This window comes from Streptomyces sp. NPDC046308 (genome assembly GCF_055588065.1).
Genome location: NZ_JBVJFB010000001.1, coordinates 1253604 through 1269163, shown reverse-complemented (window position 1 = coordinate 1269163; position 15560 = coordinate 1253604). Strand labels below are relative to the sequence as shown.

Here is a 15560-nt window from a genome sequence, read left to right as displayed (position 1 = left end):
CCGCCCGCGCCCCGGGCCCGCGCGCACCCGGCTAGAGCTCGGTGACCCTGCCGTCCTCGACCCGCAGGCGGCGGGTCACGTGCACCGCGTCGAGCATGCGGCGGTCGTGGGTGACCAGCAGGAGGGTGCCCTCGTAGGCGTCGAGGGCGGACTCCAGCTGCTCGATCGCCGGGAGGTCGAGGTGGTTGGTGGGCTCGTCCAGGACCAGCAGGTTCACCCCGCGGCCCTGGAGCAGCGCCAGCGCCGCACGGGTGCGCTCGCCCGGGGAGAGGGTGGCCGCCGGGCGGAGCACGTGGGCCGCCTTGAGGCCGAACTTGGCCAGCAGGGTGCGCACTTCGGCCGGCTCGGTCTCCGGGACCGCCGCGCAGAAGGCCTCCAGCAGAGGTTCGTCGCCGAGGAACAGGCCGCGGGCCTGGTCCACCTCACCGACCAGGACGCCGGAGCCGAGGGTCGCGGAGCCCGAGTCCGGGGCGAGCCGGCCCAGCAGGACGGCGAGGAGGGTGGACTTGCCGGCGCCGTTGGGCCCGGTGATCGCCACCCGGTCCGCCCAGTCGATCTGCAGGCTGGCCGGGCCGAAGGCGAAGTCGCCCCGCTTGACGGCCGCTTCGCGCAGGGTGGCCACCACCGAGCCGGAGCGCGGGGCCGCCGCGATCTCCATGCGCAGCTCCCACTCCTTGCGGGGCTCGTCCACGACCTCCAGCCGCTCGATCGCCCGCTGCGTCTGGCGGGCCTTGGCGGCCTGCTTCTCGCTGGACTCCCCGCGCAGGTTCTTGCCGATCTTGTCGTTGTCGGAGGCCTTGCGGCGGGCGTTGCGCACGCCCTTGTCCATCCAGTTGCGCTGCATCTGGGCGCGGCCCTCCAGAGCCGACTTCCTGCCCGCGTACTCCTCGTACTCCTCGCGGGCGTGGTCGCGGGCGCGCTCGCGCTCCTCCAGGTACGCGTCGTAGCCGCCGCCGTAGAGGTTGATCTGCTGCTGGGCCAGGTCCAGTTCGAGGACCTTGGTGACGGTCCGGGTCAGGAACTCGCGGTCGTGGCTGATGACGACCGTGCCCGCGCGCAGCCCCTTCACGAACCGCTCCAACCGCTCCAGGCCGTCCAGGTCCAGGTCGTTGGTGGGCTCGTCGAGGAGGAAGACGTCGTAGCGGGACAGCAGCAGCGAGGCGAGACCCGCGCGGGCCGCCTGACCGCCCGAGAGCGCCGTCATGGGCAGGTCCAGGCCCACCATGAGGCCGAGCTCGGCGGCGACCTCCTCGGCCCGCTCGTCGAGATCGGCGCCGCCGAGGTCCAGCCACCGGTCCAGCGCGGTCGCGTACGCGTCGTCCGCGCCCGGCGTCCCGTCCACCAGCCCCTGCGTCGCCGCGTCCAGCTCCGCCTGCGCGGCCGCCACACCCGTACGGCGCGCCAGGAAGTCCCGAACCGACTCGGCGGGCCGCCGCTCCGGCTCCTGCGGGAGGTGGCCGACGGCGGCGGTCGGCGGGGAGAGCCGCAGCTCCCCGGTCTCGGGAGCGTCCAGCCCGGCGAGCAGGCGCAGCAGGGTGGACTTCCCGGCGCCGTTCACGCCGACGAGGCCGATGACGTCGCCGGGGGCGACGACGAGGTCGAGATCGGCGAAGAGCGTGCGCTCACCGTGCGCGGCGGTGAGCTTCTTGGCGACGAGGGTTGCAGTCATGATGTCCCGATCCTATCCGGGCGGACGGACGTCCCCCGGATGGCCGCATAGGTGGGAACCACGTCATTGCAGCCATCCGGCCCGGTGTCACACCATGGGGTCATGTCGTCGCGAAACGTGCTCGTCGTCCTCTACGACGGGGTGCAGAGCCTGGACGTGACCGGACCGGTGGAGGTGTTCGCCGCCGTGGCCCGGTTCCCGGGGCTGCTCCCCTACACGATCGGAACGGTGTCCCCGGCAGGAGCGCCGGTCCGCACCAGCAGCGGGCTGACGCTGGTGCCGGACGCGGACCTGGAGAGCGCCCGGCCGGGCGCCGGGACCACCCTGCTGGTACCCGGGGGCCGGTACACCGGCGACTTCGAGCCGCGGCTCACCGACTGGCTGCGCGCCCACGGGGGTGGCGCGGAGCGGCTGGTGTCGGTGTGCACGGGCGGGCTGCTGCTGGCCGAGGCCGGGCTGCTGGACGGGCGGCGGGCCACGACGCACTGGTACGTGTGCGAACAGATGGCGCGCGACTACCCGGCCGTGGAAGTGGAGCCCGACCCCATCTACGTACGGGACGGACCGGTGGCCACCTCGGCCGGGGTCACGGCCGGGATCGACCTGGCGCTCGCGCTGGTGGAGGAGGACCACGGGAAGGACGTAGCGCTGACGATCGCCCGGCACCTTGTGGTGTTCCTGCACAGGCCGGGCAACCAGGCGCAGTTCAGCGCGCAGCTGGCGGCCCAGACCGCCCGGCGGGAGCCGCTGCGCGACGTGCAGCAGTGGATCACCGAGCACCCGGACGGCGACCTCAGCGTCGAGGCGCTCGCCGCGCGGGCCCGACTGTCCCCGCGCCACTTCGCGCGGGCCTTCCAGACGGAGACGGGGGTGACCCCGGGGCGGTACGTGGAGCGGGTGCGGGTGGAACACGCCCGGCGCCTCCTGGAGGAGGGCTCCGCCGGCATCGCCCAGGTCGCCCGCGCCTGCGGGTACGGCACCCCGGAGGCCCTGCGCCGGGCCTTCGTGAAGACGCTCGGCCAGCCCCCGACGGAGTACCGCCGCCGCTTCGGCGCAGCCCGCTAGCTCGGACAACGCACCACACATCGACCGCTCCGGAGGAGCCATGCAGATCGCCGTACTGCTCTACGACCGCTTCACCGCCCTCGACGCCATCGGGCCCTTCGACACCCTCGGGCGGCTGCCGGGCGCCGAGGTGGTGTTCGTGTCCGAGCGCCCGGGGCCCGTGCGCACGGACAACGGCTCGCTCGCGCTCGTCGCCGACAAGGGGCTCGGCGAGGTGACCCGGCCCGACATCGTGCTCGTGCCCGGCGGGCCGCACCCGGAGCTGGAGATGAAGAACCCCGCCGTCACGCGGTGGCTGCGGGCCGTCGACGCCACCAGCACGTGGACCACGTCCGTCTGCACCGGCTCGCTGCTGCTCGCCGCGGCCGGCCTGCTCGACGGGCGGCGGGCCGCCGGCCACTGGCTGTACCTCGACCAGCTGCCGCAGTTCGGGGCGGAGCCCACCGGGGAGCGGGTGGTCTTCGACGGGAAGTACGTCACCGCGGCGGGAGTGTCCTCCGGGATCGACATGGGCCTCGCCCTGCTCGGCAGGATCGCCGGGGACGAGGTCGCCCAGACCGTCCAGCTGATGACCGAGTACGACCCCCAGCCGCCCTACGACGCCGGTTCCCCGGAGAAGGCGCCCGCCGGGCTCGTCGCCCGGCTGCGGGCGAACAACCCCCTGGTGTAGCCGGGCCGTCAGTGCCTCAGGGCGTCCACGTGAAGCGGGGCGCCCGACGCTCCAGGAACGCGGCGACGCCCTCCGCGGCGTCGTCGCTCTCCGCCGCCCGGGCGTCCCAGTGACCGTCCCGGTCCGTCCGGCCGTCCGCGAACTCCTTGGCCGCCGCCTGCGTCAGCTGCGAGCGCGAGGCCAGGATCCGGGTGAACTCGGCGACCCGCTTGTCCAGCTGCCCGGCCGGCAGCAGCTCGTTCAGGAACCCGGCGCGCAGCGCCTGGTCCGCGCCGATCAACTCCGCCGAGAAGAGGAGGTACTTCGCCCAGGCCGGGCCCACCAGGGACGCGAGCCTGCGGGTGGAGGAGGCCGGGTAGACGATGCCCAGCTTCGCCGGGGTCACCCCGAACGACGCTCCCTCCTCCGCGAAGCGCAGGTCGCAGGCCGCCGCCAGCTGGCTCCCGCCGCCCACGCAGAACCCGCGGATCGCCGCCAGGGTCGGCTTCGGGAAGGCGGCCAGGGCCTCCTCCGCCGTCACGGCGAGGGCCCGCGGGTCGTCGTCCCCGGCGGCTCCGGTCAGCGAGGAGATGTCGGCGCCCGCGCAGAAGGTCGGCCCGGCACCGGTCAGGACGAGCGCCCGGACCGCGGGGTCGCCCGCCAGGCCCGTCAGCAGCTCCGGGAGCGCCCGCCACATGGCGGCGGTCATCGCGTTGCGCTTGGCGGGGTGCGAGATGACGACGGTGGCGACCCCGTCGGCGACCGTGTGCAGCAGGCTGGCGTCGAGGTCTGCGTCCATGCGCCGGATGCTATCCCGGGCGGTCATACCTATGATCAAGGGAGTCCGTCCGGGGGTGCGAGGAGGTGGCGCGTCCATGGGCACAGACCGTGCAGACCGTACAGACCGTACCGGGGCCGGGGCCGGGGGCCGGGAGCCGCAGCAGGAGAAGAAGAAGCTCCACCGCGGTTACGGGCTGCTGGCGCTGCTCGGGGTGATCCTCGTGCTGGCCGGTCTGGTCGGCCTCGTCTACACCGGCCTCGCCACGCTCACCTCGATGTTCCTCTTCGGCTGGCTGCTCCTGATCGGGGGTGTGGTGGGCCTGCTGCAGGCCGTGCAGTCGCGCGGGAGCAGCTACTTCTGGCTCGCCGTCGTCGTCGCGATCAACCTCGCGGCGGGCTTCGTGATCCTGCGCCGTCCGGAGGCGAGCGCCGAGGCGCTGACCATGTTCGCCGCGCTGCTCTTTCTGACGGGCGGCCTGTTCCGGCTGGTCGGAGCGCTGGTGGTGCGCGGTTCGAACTTCGGGCTCGCGCTCGTCCAGGGGGCCTTCGGGGTCCTGCTGGGGGTCCTGATCCTCTCCGACTGGCCCGGCAACAGTCTGTACGTGATCGGAACCTTCTTCTCCCTCGCCCTCCTGTTCGACGGCCTGAGCCTGATCGCCCTGGGCCTGGGAGCCCGCCGCATCCTGGGCTTGGTCAGGGAAGACGAGGAGCCGCGGGAGACGGCTTCGGTGGATGGGGCCCGCGAGGCGGCCGCAAAGCGTGCGGCAGAAGATCAGGAACAGTCGAACAACTGACTCTGTCATACGCCAGCGGTCAGAATGTGCCCGAATGACGCTGACTTCTGGTCAGCGGTCCGGCCCGGACCAGCCCGGTCCCCACTCTTGACGCGTGGAGACGATCGAGCGTGAAGACGGGGGACGGAAGATGGATGTCAGCGGGAGCGTCCCGCCAGCCAGGGAGGGGGCGCCGGAGGCTCCGGCCGACCCCCTCGCGTACGAGGGCGTCTGGAGGTTCACGGCGCCCGCGGTAGAAGAATCCGTTCCGCAGGCCCGCCGGGCCGTCCGGGACCTGCTCGGGCGCCAAGGAGTGCCGGCCCACCAGGACCTCGTGTACTCCCTGCTCCTGATCGTCTCCGAACTGGTGACGAACTCGGTCCGGCACGCCGCGCTCCTCTCGCCGGAGGTCGCGGTCGAGGTCGCGATCGGCCGCGAGTGGGTACGGGTGGCGGTCGAGGACAACCACCCGTACCGGCCCAAGGCGCTGGAGGCCGATTTCGGCCAGACCGGCGGCCGGGGCCTGCTCCTCGTACGGGAGGTGACGCGGGAGGCCGGCGGGGTCTGCGACGTCGAGCACACCTCGACCGGCGGGAAGGTCATCTGGGCCGCCCTGCCGCTCGCCGCCCCGCCGACCGCCGGCTGAGCGCCGGACGAGCGGGACGGCACGGCCCACAGCGGGACGGCCTCCGGCGGGACGGCGTCCGGACTACCAGCCGGCCGCGTCGCCGGTCAGCTCGCGGATCGCGGGCCGCGCCGCGTCCAGCACGGTCATGAACCAGGCCGAGAACGGCACTTCGGCGTGCCGCTTGGCCAGCTCCTCGGCGGTGACGAAGGCAGTGGCCTCGACCTCCTCCGGATCCGGCCGCACGGCGGTCTGCGCGAGTCCCACGAACAGGTGATTGAACTCCTGCTCCACCAGACCCGAAGCGGGGTCCGGGTGGTTGTAGCGCACCGTCCCCGCCTGCGCGAGCAGCGAGGGCGACAGCCCCAGCTCCTCGTGGGTGCGCCGGGCCGCGGCCGCGAACGGCGACTCCCCGGGATAGGGGTGACCGCAACAGGTGTTCGACCAGACGCCGGGGGAGTGGTACTTCCCGAGGGCCCGCTGCTGGAGCAGCAGACGGCCCTGCTCGTCGAAGAGGAACACCGAGAACGCCCGGTGCAGCTGCCCGGGCGCCTGGTGGGCGGAGAGCTTCTCCGCCGTGCCGATGGTGTTGCCGGACTCGTCGACCAGTTCGAGCATGATCGGTTCTTGAGTACCGGTGCCGTTGGACGCGCTGTTCGCGGCGGTGGCTGGTGTGGTCGGCATACCCATCCTTCGCTTCGGACTTCGGCCTTCAGTCTGCCGTACAAAAGAGGCTTGTCCCCACTTCGGAGATCCGCGCATGTCCGCCCCCCGTCGCGTGCTAGGCGACGAGGGGCGGATCACATCACCTGCGACATCACCTGCGACATCACCTGACGTCGCGCGGGCGTCAGACCCCGAACGGCGCCGGGTACCGGATCGTGCCCGCCGGTACCGGAACGCAATGGTCCAGCACCAGCGCCAGCACCGCCTCGTCCGGGACCTCGAAGGGCGCCCGGATCCCGAACCGCGACGCCGGGGTGAAACCGAAGCGCGGGTAGTACTCCGGATGCCCGAGCACGAGGACCAGGGACTCCCCGCGCTCGCGGGCCGCCGCGAGCAGGGCCCGTACGACGGCGCTGCCCGCGCCCGAGCGCTGGAACGCGGGAGCGACGGCCACCGGGGCGAGCGCGAGCGCCCGTACCCCGTCGACCTCGCACGCGGTGAGCAGGGCGTGCGCCGCCACCGACCCGTCCGGGGCCTCGGCCACGTAGGACAGCCCGGGCAGCCAGGCACCTTCCGTACGCAGCGCGTCCACGAGGTCCGCCTCCAGCGGGGTCTCGAAGGCCGCCAGGTTCACCTCCCGTACGGCGGCCACGTCGGCCGCGGTCTCCGGGCGGGTGGGCCAGGCGTCGCCGTCCCCGGCCGTCACCGGGCGCAGGACGTAGCCCGTGTACCCGTACTCGTGCCCGTGCCGCTCGCGTACGGCGAGCTCCTCGCGGGTCCCGGCCAGGGCCGCGGCCATCGCCGGGGCGTCGGCGCCGGCGGCGCCGGAAAGGGTGCGGACCCGCTCGGCGAGCGGCTCGTAGTACTCGGCCCAGTCCGAGTCGGGCAGGTGGTGCACGCCGATCACCCGGTACCCGGCGGCCTGGGCGGCCGCGAGGTTGCCGGCGGTGGTGCGCAGCGCGCAGTGCGGGTCCCAGAAGGCGCGGGCGCCCGCGGACGGCTCGGGCACCGTCCACTGGCACTCGGTCAGCACGAGGGTGCCGCCCGGGGCGAGCAGCCGCTTCCACCGCGCGAGCGCGGCGTCGAAGCCGAGGATGTAGGCGGAGCCCTCCGCCCAGACGAGGTCGAAGGAGCCGTCCTCGAAGTCCTCGCCGGTGAGGGCGCCCATGTCCGCCTCGACGGTGCGGACGCGGCCGGCGAGCCCGCGGGCCGCGGCGGCCGTGCGGAGCTCTTCGAGGAAGGGGGCGTGCAGGTCTACGGCGGTCACCTCGGCGCCGCGGGCACCGCCCGCCTCGGCGGCGAGCAGCAGGGCGCTGCGGCCCGGACCGCAGCCCAGGTCGAGGACGCGCGGCCGCTCGGGCAGCGGTCCGCACAGGGACAGCAGCCGGCGGGTGCTCGCGTCGGAGCCCGGAGCCTGCCGGGGCAGGCCGCGGTGCACGGCGAAGAAGGCTTCCTTGAAGGCATCGCCGGCAAAGGCGTCGCCGGCAAAGGCGTCGCCGGTAAAGGTGTCGGCGTCGGTGAAAGCGTCGCTGTCGGTGGAGGTGTTCTTGTCGGTCAACGTGAACCCTTGGAACGGGGGCTCCGGCCGACGAGGCCCAGCTGTGTGATCAGGCCCGGCCGGATGCCCGGAGGAAAGGGGAAAGGGGGATGCACCGGAGTTCGCTGCGCATGGCCGCGACCACTACGACGGTCATCAACCCACCTCTTCCACTTCCACTCGACTCGTTCAGGGGCGTGTCCACCGTAACACCGGCGCCGTTTGTGGTACCGCGCCGTGATCACCGATGATGATCGCGACCCGGCCCCGGGCCGCCATATTCGGCTCGTCGGGGCTTAAACGGGTGATGAACCCCTGCTTCCATTCATCCGATAGCCTCTGCCGACGTGCCGCCGCGCCACCGGGCGACCGTCCGGAATCCGTTACAAGGAGTGAGTTCGTCTGCCGACCGTCATCCTCACCGGCCTGCCGGTCCCCGGATCACCGCTCTCGGACGAGCTGCGCTCCCTCGGCTTCGAGGTCCGCCCCGCCACCGGTCCCGAGGACGCCGCCGCCGCACTGGCCGCCGTACCCGCCGACGAGCGGGTGGCCGTCGTGGACAGCGCCTTCGTCGGGCACCTGCACGCGCTGCGCCTCGCGCTGACCGATCCGCGCTTCGACGCCTGCGCCGTCACCGGCGCCCTCGCCGTCCTGCCCGGCGGCCGCGACGCCCTCGACAAGGCCGCCGCTCTCGCCACCGGCGCCGCAGCCGACGGCGCCGGCCCGTACGCGGACCGGCTCGCCGCCTCGGTCGAGGCCGCCGGGACCGCCGTCCAGCGCCCCGAGCTCGGCACGCTCGTCGCCACGGTCCCCGCCGGCCCTGCGGACCGGGAGGCGGCGACCGCCGCCGTCGCCGCCGTCGACGACGAGGCCGTCCGCCTACGGACCGCCGTGAAGTCCCGCGACGGCTTCTTCACCACCTTCTTCATCAGCCCGTACTCGCGCTACATCGCCCGCTGGTGCGCGCGCCGCGGCCTCACCCCGAACCAGGTCACCACCGCCTCGCTGATCACCGCGCTGATCGCGGCCGGCTGCGCGGCCACGGGTGAGCGCTGGGGCTACGTGGCGGCCGGCGTACTGCTCCTCGTCTCCTTCGTCCTGGACTGCACCGACGGGCAGCTCGCCCGTTACTCGCTCCAGTACTCGACGATGGGCGCCTGGCTCGACGCCACCTTCGACCGCGCGAAGGAGTACTCCTTCTACGCGGGCCTCGCGCTCGGCGCCGCCCGCAACGGCGACGACGTCTGGGCCCTGGCGGTCGGCGCCATGATCCTCATGACCTGCCGGCACGTCGTGGACTTCTCCTTCAACGAGGCCAACCACGACGCCACCGCCAACACGAGTCCCACGGCGGCGCTCTCGGACCGGCTGGACAGCGTCGGCTGGACCGTGTGGGTCCGGCGGATGATCATCCTGCCGATCGGCGAGCGCTGGGCGATGATCGCGGTGCTGACCGCCCTCACCACCCCCCGGATCGTCTTCTACGCCCTCCTCGTCGGCTGCGCCTTCGGCGCGCTCTACACCACCGCCGGCCGAGTCCTGCGCTCCCTGACCCGCAAGGCGACCCGCACCGACCGCGCGGCCCGGGCATTGGCCGACCTGGCAGACTCGGGCCCGCTGGTGGAGCTGATCGACCGGACGCTGTTCCTCCTGCGCGCGAAGTCGCCGGGTACCTTCGCCGTCGCGGTACTGGCGGCGGCGCAGCTGCTCTTCGCGGCCTGGTGGCAGCCCTTCGGCAGCTGGACGACCGTCGCGGCCGCGGGCCTCTACGCCCTCTTCGCGGCCGGCGCGGTGATGGTGCCCCTCAAGGGCGCCCTCGACTGGCTGATCCCGCCCGTCTTCCGGGCCGCCGAGTACACCACCGTGCTGATCCTCGCCGCCAAGGCGGACGTCCCCGGTGCCCTTCCGGCGGCGTTCGGCCTGATCGCGGCGGTCGCCTACCATCACTACGACACGGTGTACCGCATCCGCGGCGGCACCGGCGCGCCCCCGCACTGGCTGGTGCGGACGATCGGCGGCCACGAAGGCCGGGTCCTGCTGCTCACGGTCCTGGCGGCCGTCCTCGCGTCGCGCGAAGCGGACTTCCCCGTCGCGCTCACGGCCACGGCCGTGTTCGTGGCACTCGTGGTGCTCGTCGAGAGCATCCGATTCTGGGTCTCCTCCGGAGCACCCGCCGTACATGACGAAGGAGAACCAGCATGATCGGCCTTGTACTCGCTGCCGGTGCCGGACGCCGTCTGCGTCCCTACACCGACACCCTGCCCAAGGCGCTCGTGCCGGTCGGCCCCGAGGGTGACGAGGAGAGCCTGACGGTTCTCGACCTGACGCTGGGCAACTTCGCCGAGGTCGGCCTGACCGAGGTCGCGATCGTCGTCGGCTACCGCAAGGAAGCCGTGTACGCGCGCCGGGAGGCCCTGGAGGCCAAGTACGGCGTCAAGATCACGCTGATCGACAACGACAAGGCCGAGGAGTGGAACAACGCCTACTCCCTGTGGTGCGCGCGTGACGTCCTCAAGCAGGGCGTGATCCTCGCCAACGGCGACACCGTCCACCCGGTCTCCGTCGAGAAGACCCTGCTCGCCGCCCGCGGCAACGGCCAGAAGATCATCCTCGCCCTCGACACGGTCAAGAACCTGGCCGACGAGGAGATGAAGGTCGTCACCGCCGAGGGCAAGGGCGTCCGGAAGATCACCAAGCTGATGGAGCCCTCCGACGCCACCGGCGAGTACATCGGTGTCACCCTCATCGAGCCCGAGGCCGCCGAGCAGCTCGCCGGCGCCCTGAAGACCACCTTCGAGCGCGACCCCGACCTCTACTACGAGGACGGCTACCAGCAGCTCGTCAACGACGGCTTCACCATCGACGTGGCCCCCATCGGCGACGTCAAGTGGGTCGAGATCGACAACCACGACGACCTCGCCAAGGGCCGGACGATCGCATGCCAGTACTGACGAGGCTCATCCCCTCGCCTGTCGTCGTCGACATCAGTCGCGGGGCGATGGACGACCTGGCCGGCCTCCTGGCCGACCAGCGGATCTCCGCCTCCGGCAAGCTGGCCATCGCGATCAGCGGAGGCTCCGGCGTGGCGCTGCGCGCCAAGCTGGAGCCCGTGCTGCCGCACGCCGACTGGTACGCGGTCGTCGACGGCACCATCGACTCCGCGGTCAAGCTGGCCGACGACATAAAGGGCCGCCGCTATGACGCCGTCGTGGGCCTGGGCGGCGGCAAGATCATCGACGTGGCGAAGTACGCCGCGGCGCGGGTCGGCCTGCCCATGGTGGCCGTCGCCACCAACCTCTCGCACGACGGCATCTGCTCGCCGGTGTCCATCCTGGACAACGACAACGGCCGCGGTTCCTACGGCGTCCCGACCCCGATCGCCATGGTCATCGACCTCGACGTGATCAAGGAAGCCCCGGTGCGGTTCATCCGCGCCGGCATCGGCGACGCCATCTCCAACATCTCGGCGATCGCCGACTGGGAGCTCTCGCACCGGACCAACGGCGAGCCCGTCGACGGCCTGGCCGCCGCCATGGCCCGTACCGCCGGCGAGTCCGTGCTGCGCCACCCCGGCGGCTGCGGCGACGACGAGTTCCTCACCGTGCTCTCCGAGGCGCTGGTGCTCTCCGGCATCGCCATGTCGATCAGCGGGGACTCCCGCCCGTCGTCCGGCGCCTGCCACGAGATCAGCCACGCCTTCGATCTGCTCTACCCGGGGCGCTCCGCGCTCCACGGCGAGCAGGTCGGCATCGGCGCCGCCTTCGCCATGCACCTGCGCGGGGCCGCCGAGCAGTCCGGCCTCATCACCGAGGTGCTGCGCCGGCACGGTCTGCCGGTGGCGCCGGAGGAGATCGGTTTCAGCGTCGACGAGTTCGTCACGGCCGTCGAGTACGCCCCCCAGACCCGCCCGGGACGTTTCACGATCCTGGAGCACCTCAACCTGTCCGCCGCCGAGATCAGGGACGCTTACGCCGACTATGCCAAGACCATCCGTAGCTGAACTCCGGCCCGTCGTGCACCCGGCGGGCGTCAAGGACCGGGTCAGCGGCGAGCACTGGGGCGGGCGCCTCTACATGCGCGAGATCTCCCTGCGCATCACCCGCCTCCTGGTCACCACCAAGGTCACGCCGAACCAGCTGACCTACGTGATGACCCTCGCCGGTGTCCTCGCCCTCCCGGCCCTGCTGGTCCCGGGCATCCCGGGCGCCGTCCTCGGCGTGGTCGCGGTCCAGCTCTACCTGCTGCTCGACTGCGTCGACGGCGAGGTCGCGCGCTGGAAGAAGCAGTTCTCGCTCTCCGGCGTGTACCTGGACCGGGTCGGCGCCTACCTGTGCGACGCGGCCGTCCTCGTGGGCTTCGGGCTGCGCGCGGCCGACCTGTGGGGCACCGGGCGGATCGACTGGCTCTGGGCCTTCCTGGGCACCCTCGCGGCGCTCGGCGCGATCCTGATCAAGGCCGAGACCGACCTGGTCGGCGTCGCCCGCCACCAGGCCGGCAAGCCGGTGGTCAAGGACGCGGCGGCCGAGCCGCGCTCGTCCGGCATGGCGCTCGCCCGCCGGGCCGCCGCCGCGCTCAAGTTCCACCGCCTGGTCCTCGGCATCGAGGCCTCGCTGCTCATCCTGGTGCTGGCCGTCCTGGACCAGATGCGCGGCGACCTGTACTGGTCCCGCGTCGGTGTGGCCGTCCTGGCCGCCATCGCGGTGCTGCAGACCGTGCTGCACCTGGTGTCGATCCTGGCCTCCAGCAGGCTCAAGTGACCGCCCCGATGCGGCTGGGCGCCGTCATCATCACCATGGGCAACCGGCCCGACGAGCTCAAGGCGCTCCTCGACTCGGTGGCCCGCCAGGAGGGCGACCCCGTCGAGGTCGTCGTGGTGGGCCAGGGCGTCGAGGTCACCGGTCTGCCCGAGGGTGTGCGCAGCATCACGCTGCCCGAGAACCTGGGCATCCCCGGCGGCCGCAACGTCGGCATCGAGGCCTTCGGCCCCGGCGGCGGCGAGGTGGACGCCCTGCTCTTCCTGGACGACGACGGGCTGCTGGAGCGCACCGACACCGCCGAGCTGTGCCGCCAGGCCTTCACGGAGGACCCCCGACTCGGGATCGTCAGTTTCCGGATCGCGGATCCGGACACCGGCGAGACCCAGCGCCGCCACGTACCGCGGTTGCGCGCCTCGGACCCGATGCGCTCCTCCCGCGTGACCACCTTCCTGGGCGGCGCCAACGCCGTCCGCACGAAGGTGTTCGAGCAGGTCGGGGCGTTGCCGGGAGAGTTCTTCTACGCGCACGAGGAGACCGATCTGGCCTGGCGGGCGCTCGACGCCGGGTGGCTGATCGACTACCGGGCGGACATGGTCCTGCTGCATCCGACCACCGCCCCCTCCCGGCACGCCGTCTACCACCGTATGGTGGCTCGTAACCGGGTGTGGCTCGCCCGCCGCAACCTGCCCGCTCCGCTGGTCCCGGTCTACCTGGGCGTCTGGCTCCTGCTGACGCTCGTACGCAGGCCCTCGGCGCCGGCGCTCAAGGCCTGGTTCGGCGGATTCCGTGAGGGATGGACCACTCCCTGCGGACCCCGCCGCCCCATGAGATGGCGTACGGTCTGGCGGTTGACCCGCCTGGGCCGACCACCTGTCATCTGACCGGCCCGCGTCTGGGAACATGGCGCGATCACGGGCCTCGCGCCACCAGCCTGATGCCCACCTGGCCGCATCTTGAAGACGAAAGTTTCAACTTGTGAGTGACACAACCCACGACGGCGCCCTCGCCACGAGCAGGCCGCCGTCCGACGACGCGGGGCTCAGCGCCGCGGAGCTCGCCAGGAAGTACGGCCTCTCCGTCAGCGGTGCCCGGCCCCGCCTGGGCGAGTACGTGCGCCAGCTCTGGGGACGGCGCCACTTCATCATGGCCTTCTCCCGGGCCAAGCTGGTCGCGCAGTACAGCCAGGCGAAGCTCGGCCAGGTCTGGCAGGTGGCGACCCCACTGCTGAACGCGCTCGTCTACTGGCTGATCTTCGCGCTCATCCTGGAGGCGGACCGCGGCATGCCGCCGGGGGTCTACATCCCCTTCCTGGTGATCGGGATCTTCGTCTTCACCTTCACCCAGAGCTCGCTGATGGCGGGTGTCCGGGCGATCCCCGGGAACCTCGGGCTGGTCCGCGCGCTGCACTTCCCGCGCGCCTCCCTGCCGATCTCCTTCTCGATGCAGCAGCTCCAGCAGCTGCTGTACTCGATGATCGTCGTGTTCGTGATCGTCATCTGCTTCGGGAACTTCCCGCAGCTGTCCTGGCTGCTGGTCATCCCGGTGCTGGTGCTGCAGTTCGTCTTCAACACCGGCCTCGCCATGATCTTCGCGCGGGCCGGGTCCAAGACCCCCGACCTCGCGCAGCTGATGCCGTTCGTCACGCGCACGTGGATGTACGCCTCCGGCGTCATGTTCTCCATCAGCACGATGCTCGAGGACAAGCCCCAGTGGATCGCCGACGTGCTCCAGTGGAACCCGGCCGCGATCTATATGGACCTGGTCCGGTTCGCGCTGATCGACAACTACGGCGCGGAGAACCTGCCGCCGCACGTATGGGCGTTCGCGGTCGGCTGGGCCGTCCTGATCGGCCTCGGGGGATTCGTGTACTTCTGGAAGGCTGAGGAGCGTTACGGCCGTGGCTGAGAACTCCCAGGGGCGCGTCCCCACCGTCATCGCCGACGACGTCCACATCGTCTACCGGGTCAACACCGGCAGCTCCGGCAAGGGCAGCGCCACCGCGGCGCTGAGCAAGATAATCCGCCGGGGCAAGGGCGACGCCCCCGGCGTCCGCCGGGTCCACGCCGTGCGCGGCGTCTCCTTCACGGCGTACCGCGGCGAGGCGATCGGCCTGATCGGTTCCAACGGTTCCGGCAAGTCGACCCTGCTGCGCGCCATCGCGGGCCTGCTGCCCTGCGAGGCCGGCAAGGTCTACACCGACGGCCAGCCCTCGCTGCTGGGTGTCAACGCGGCGCTGATGAACGACCTCACCGGTGAGCGCAACATCGTCCTCGGCGGTCTCGCGATGGGCATGAGCCGCGAGCAGATCAAGGAGCGCTACCAGGGCATCGTCGACTTCTCGGGCATCAACGAGAAGGGCGACTTCATCTCCCTGCCGATGCGCACCTACTCGTCCGGCATGGCGGCGCGACTGCGCTTCTCCATCGCGGCGGCCAAGGACCACGACGTCCTGATGATCGACGAGGCACTGGCCACCGGTGACCGCAGCTTCCAGGTGCGTTCGGAGAACCGCATCCGCGAACTGCGGGAGAAGGCCGGCACGGTCTTCCTCGTGAGCCACAACAACAAGTCCATCCGCGACACCTGTGACCGGGTGCTGTGGCTGGAAAAGGGCGAGCTCCTGATGGACGGGCCCACCGAGGAAGTCGTCTCGGCCTACGAGAAGGCCTCCAACGGCTGACCTCCGGGTCGCAGGGCGCCCCGCGCGGCGCTCGTCCGCTCCTTTCGAAGGCCCCCGCTGCCGTGCGTGGTGGGGGCCTTCGGTGTGCTTTCGCATTCCGCTGCGACATTCGACGCCGGAGCGAATACCCCAGAGGCCTCCGCGGCGTTCTACAGCGTAAGCTGAAGCGGTCCTGAATCGCGGCAAGAGGGGACGATTCCCCGCAGGTGAACGGCCCTGGGGCAGCCCCGGGCAAACCCCCGGCGGCGTGTCCGAAATAGGATGTATTGGGTCGGCAGTGTAGAACGGGAGATGTGACGGCAATGGCTACGGGAATTCTCCGGCCCCCAGGCACGACGGCCGTCCCCGCCCCGGGCGGC

Annotated in this window: 15 protein-coding genes; 11 read left to right on the top strand and 4 right to left on the bottom strand. The window is 71.9% G+C overall.

Annotation, left to right across the window (positions count from 1 at the left end):
* Positions 1 to 31: 31 nt before the first annotated feature.
* Positions 32 to 1669 (bottom strand): ABC-F family ATP-binding cassette domain-containing protein, encoded by a 1638-nt coding sequence (locus tag ACZ6JT_RS05570; RefSeq protein WP_469207449.1) that lies wholly within the window; start codon positions 1667 to 1669, stop codon positions 32 to 34.
* Between the two features lie 102 nt (positions 1670 to 1771).
* Between ACZ6JT_RS05570 and ACZ6JT_RS05565 the strand changes: the two genes are divergently transcribed.
* Both ACZ6JT_RS05565 and ACZ6JT_RS05560 read left to right on the top strand, forming a co-directional pair.
* Complete coding sequence (locus ACZ6JT_RS05565) at positions 1772 to 2734, top strand: GlxA family transcriptional regulator (RefSeq protein WP_469207447.1); 963 nt, start codon at positions 1772 to 1774, stop codon at positions 2732 to 2734.
* 40 nt (positions 2735 to 2774) lie between these two features.
* The gene (locus tag ACZ6JT_RS05560; RefSeq protein ID WP_469207445.1) at positions 2775 to 3404 is read left to right on the top strand and encodes a DJ-1/PfpI family protein; all 630 of its coding nucleotides are present in this window, start codon (positions 2775 to 2777) and stop codon (positions 3402 to 3404) included.
* A 16-nt stretch (positions 3405 to 3420) separates the two neighbouring features.
* Here the strand turns inward: ACZ6JT_RS05560 and ACZ6JT_RS05555 are convergent, their stop codons facing one another.
* Positions 3421 to 4182, bottom strand: a complete 762-nt coding sequence (locus ACZ6JT_RS05555) for an enoyl-CoA hydratase/isomerase family protein (protein WP_469207442.1) — start codon at positions 4180 to 4182, stop codon at positions 3421 to 3423.
* Positions 4183 to 4258: 76 nt separating this feature from the next.
* Here ACZ6JT_RS05555 and ACZ6JT_RS05550 point away from each other — a divergent pair, with 76 nt between their 5' ends.
* Positions 4259 to 4957 (top strand): HdeD family acid-resistance protein, encoded by a 699-nt coding sequence (locus ACZ6JT_RS05550; protein WP_469207440.1) that lies wholly within the window; start codon positions 4259 to 4261, stop codon positions 4955 to 4957.
* Between the two features lie 130 nt (positions 4958 to 5087).
* Positions 5088 to 5582: an ATP-binding protein gene (locus ACZ6JT_RS05545; RefSeq protein WP_469208220.1), complete on the top strand. Its 495-nt coding sequence runs from the start codon at positions 5088 to 5090 to the stop codon at positions 5580 to 5582.
* Between the two features lie 63 nt (positions 5583 to 5645).
* Here the strand turns inward: ACZ6JT_RS05545 and idi are convergent, their stop codons facing one another.
* Both idi and ACZ6JT_RS05535 read right to left on the bottom strand, forming a co-directional pair.
* A complete protein-coding gene (gene idi, locus ACZ6JT_RS05540; protein WP_030712872.1) occupies positions 5646 to 6245 on the bottom strand; it encodes an isopentenyl-diphosphate Delta-isomerase in 600 nt (199 codons plus the stop codon).
* 166 nt (positions 6246 to 6411) lie between these two features.
* Complete coding sequence (locus tag ACZ6JT_RS05535; protein WP_469208218.1) at positions 6412 to 7665, bottom strand: GNAT family N-acetyltransferase; 1254 nt, start codon at positions 7663 to 7665, stop codon at positions 6412 to 6414.
* A 501-nt stretch (positions 7666 to 8166) separates the two neighbouring features.
* Between ACZ6JT_RS05535 and ACZ6JT_RS05530 the strand changes: the two genes are divergently transcribed.
* The 7 genes from ACZ6JT_RS05530 to ACZ6JT_RS05500 all read left to right on the top strand — a co-directional run bounded on the left by ACZ6JT_RS05530 (position 8167) and on the right by ACZ6JT_RS05500 (position 15201).
* A complete protein-coding gene (locus ACZ6JT_RS05530; protein ID WP_469208215.1) occupies positions 8167 to 9966 on the top strand; it encodes a DUF5941 domain-containing protein in 1800 nt (599 codons plus the stop codon).
* Positions 9963 to 10715 (top strand): phosphocholine cytidylyltransferase family protein, encoded by a 753-nt coding sequence (locus tag ACZ6JT_RS05525; RefSeq protein WP_469207438.1) that lies wholly within the window; start codon positions 9963 to 9965, stop codon positions 10713 to 10715. Before ACZ6JT_RS05530 ends, ACZ6JT_RS05525 begins: the two co-directional genes overlap by 4 nt.
* Entirely contained in the window at positions 10703 to 11764 is a 1062-nt protein-coding gene (locus tag ACZ6JT_RS05520; protein WP_469207436.1) for an iron-containing alcohol dehydrogenase family protein, read from the top strand. The genes ACZ6JT_RS05525 and ACZ6JT_RS05520 overlap by 13 nt, the downstream gene beginning before the upstream one ends.
* Positions 11742 to 12521: a CDP-alcohol phosphatidyltransferase family protein gene (locus ACZ6JT_RS05515; protein WP_362797907.1), complete on the top strand. Its 780-nt coding sequence runs from the start codon at positions 11742 to 11744 to the stop codon at positions 12519 to 12521. Before ACZ6JT_RS05520 ends, ACZ6JT_RS05515 begins: the two co-directional genes overlap by 23 nt.
* Before the next feature lie 8 nt (positions 12522 to 12529).
* Positions 12530 to 13402 carry a glycosyltransferase family 2 protein gene (locus ACZ6JT_RS05510; RefSeq protein WP_469208213.1) on the top strand — a complete coding sequence of 291 codons (873 nt, stop codon included), beginning with the start codon at positions 12530 to 12532 and terminating at the stop codon, positions 13400 to 13402.
* Between the two features lie 94 nt (positions 13403 to 13496).
* The gene (locus ACZ6JT_RS05505) at positions 13497 to 14426 is read left to right on the top strand and encodes an ABC transporter permease (RefSeq protein WP_469207433.1); all 930 of its coding nucleotides are present in this window, start codon (positions 13497 to 13499) and stop codon (positions 14424 to 14426) included.
* Positions 14419 to 15201, top strand: a complete 783-nt coding sequence (locus ACZ6JT_RS05500) for an ABC transporter ATP-binding protein (protein ID WP_365469074.1) — start codon at positions 14419 to 14421, stop codon at positions 15199 to 15201. Before ACZ6JT_RS05505 ends, ACZ6JT_RS05500 begins: the two co-directional genes overlap by 8 nt.
* The last annotated feature ends 359 nt before the right edge of the window (positions 15202 to 15560 follow it).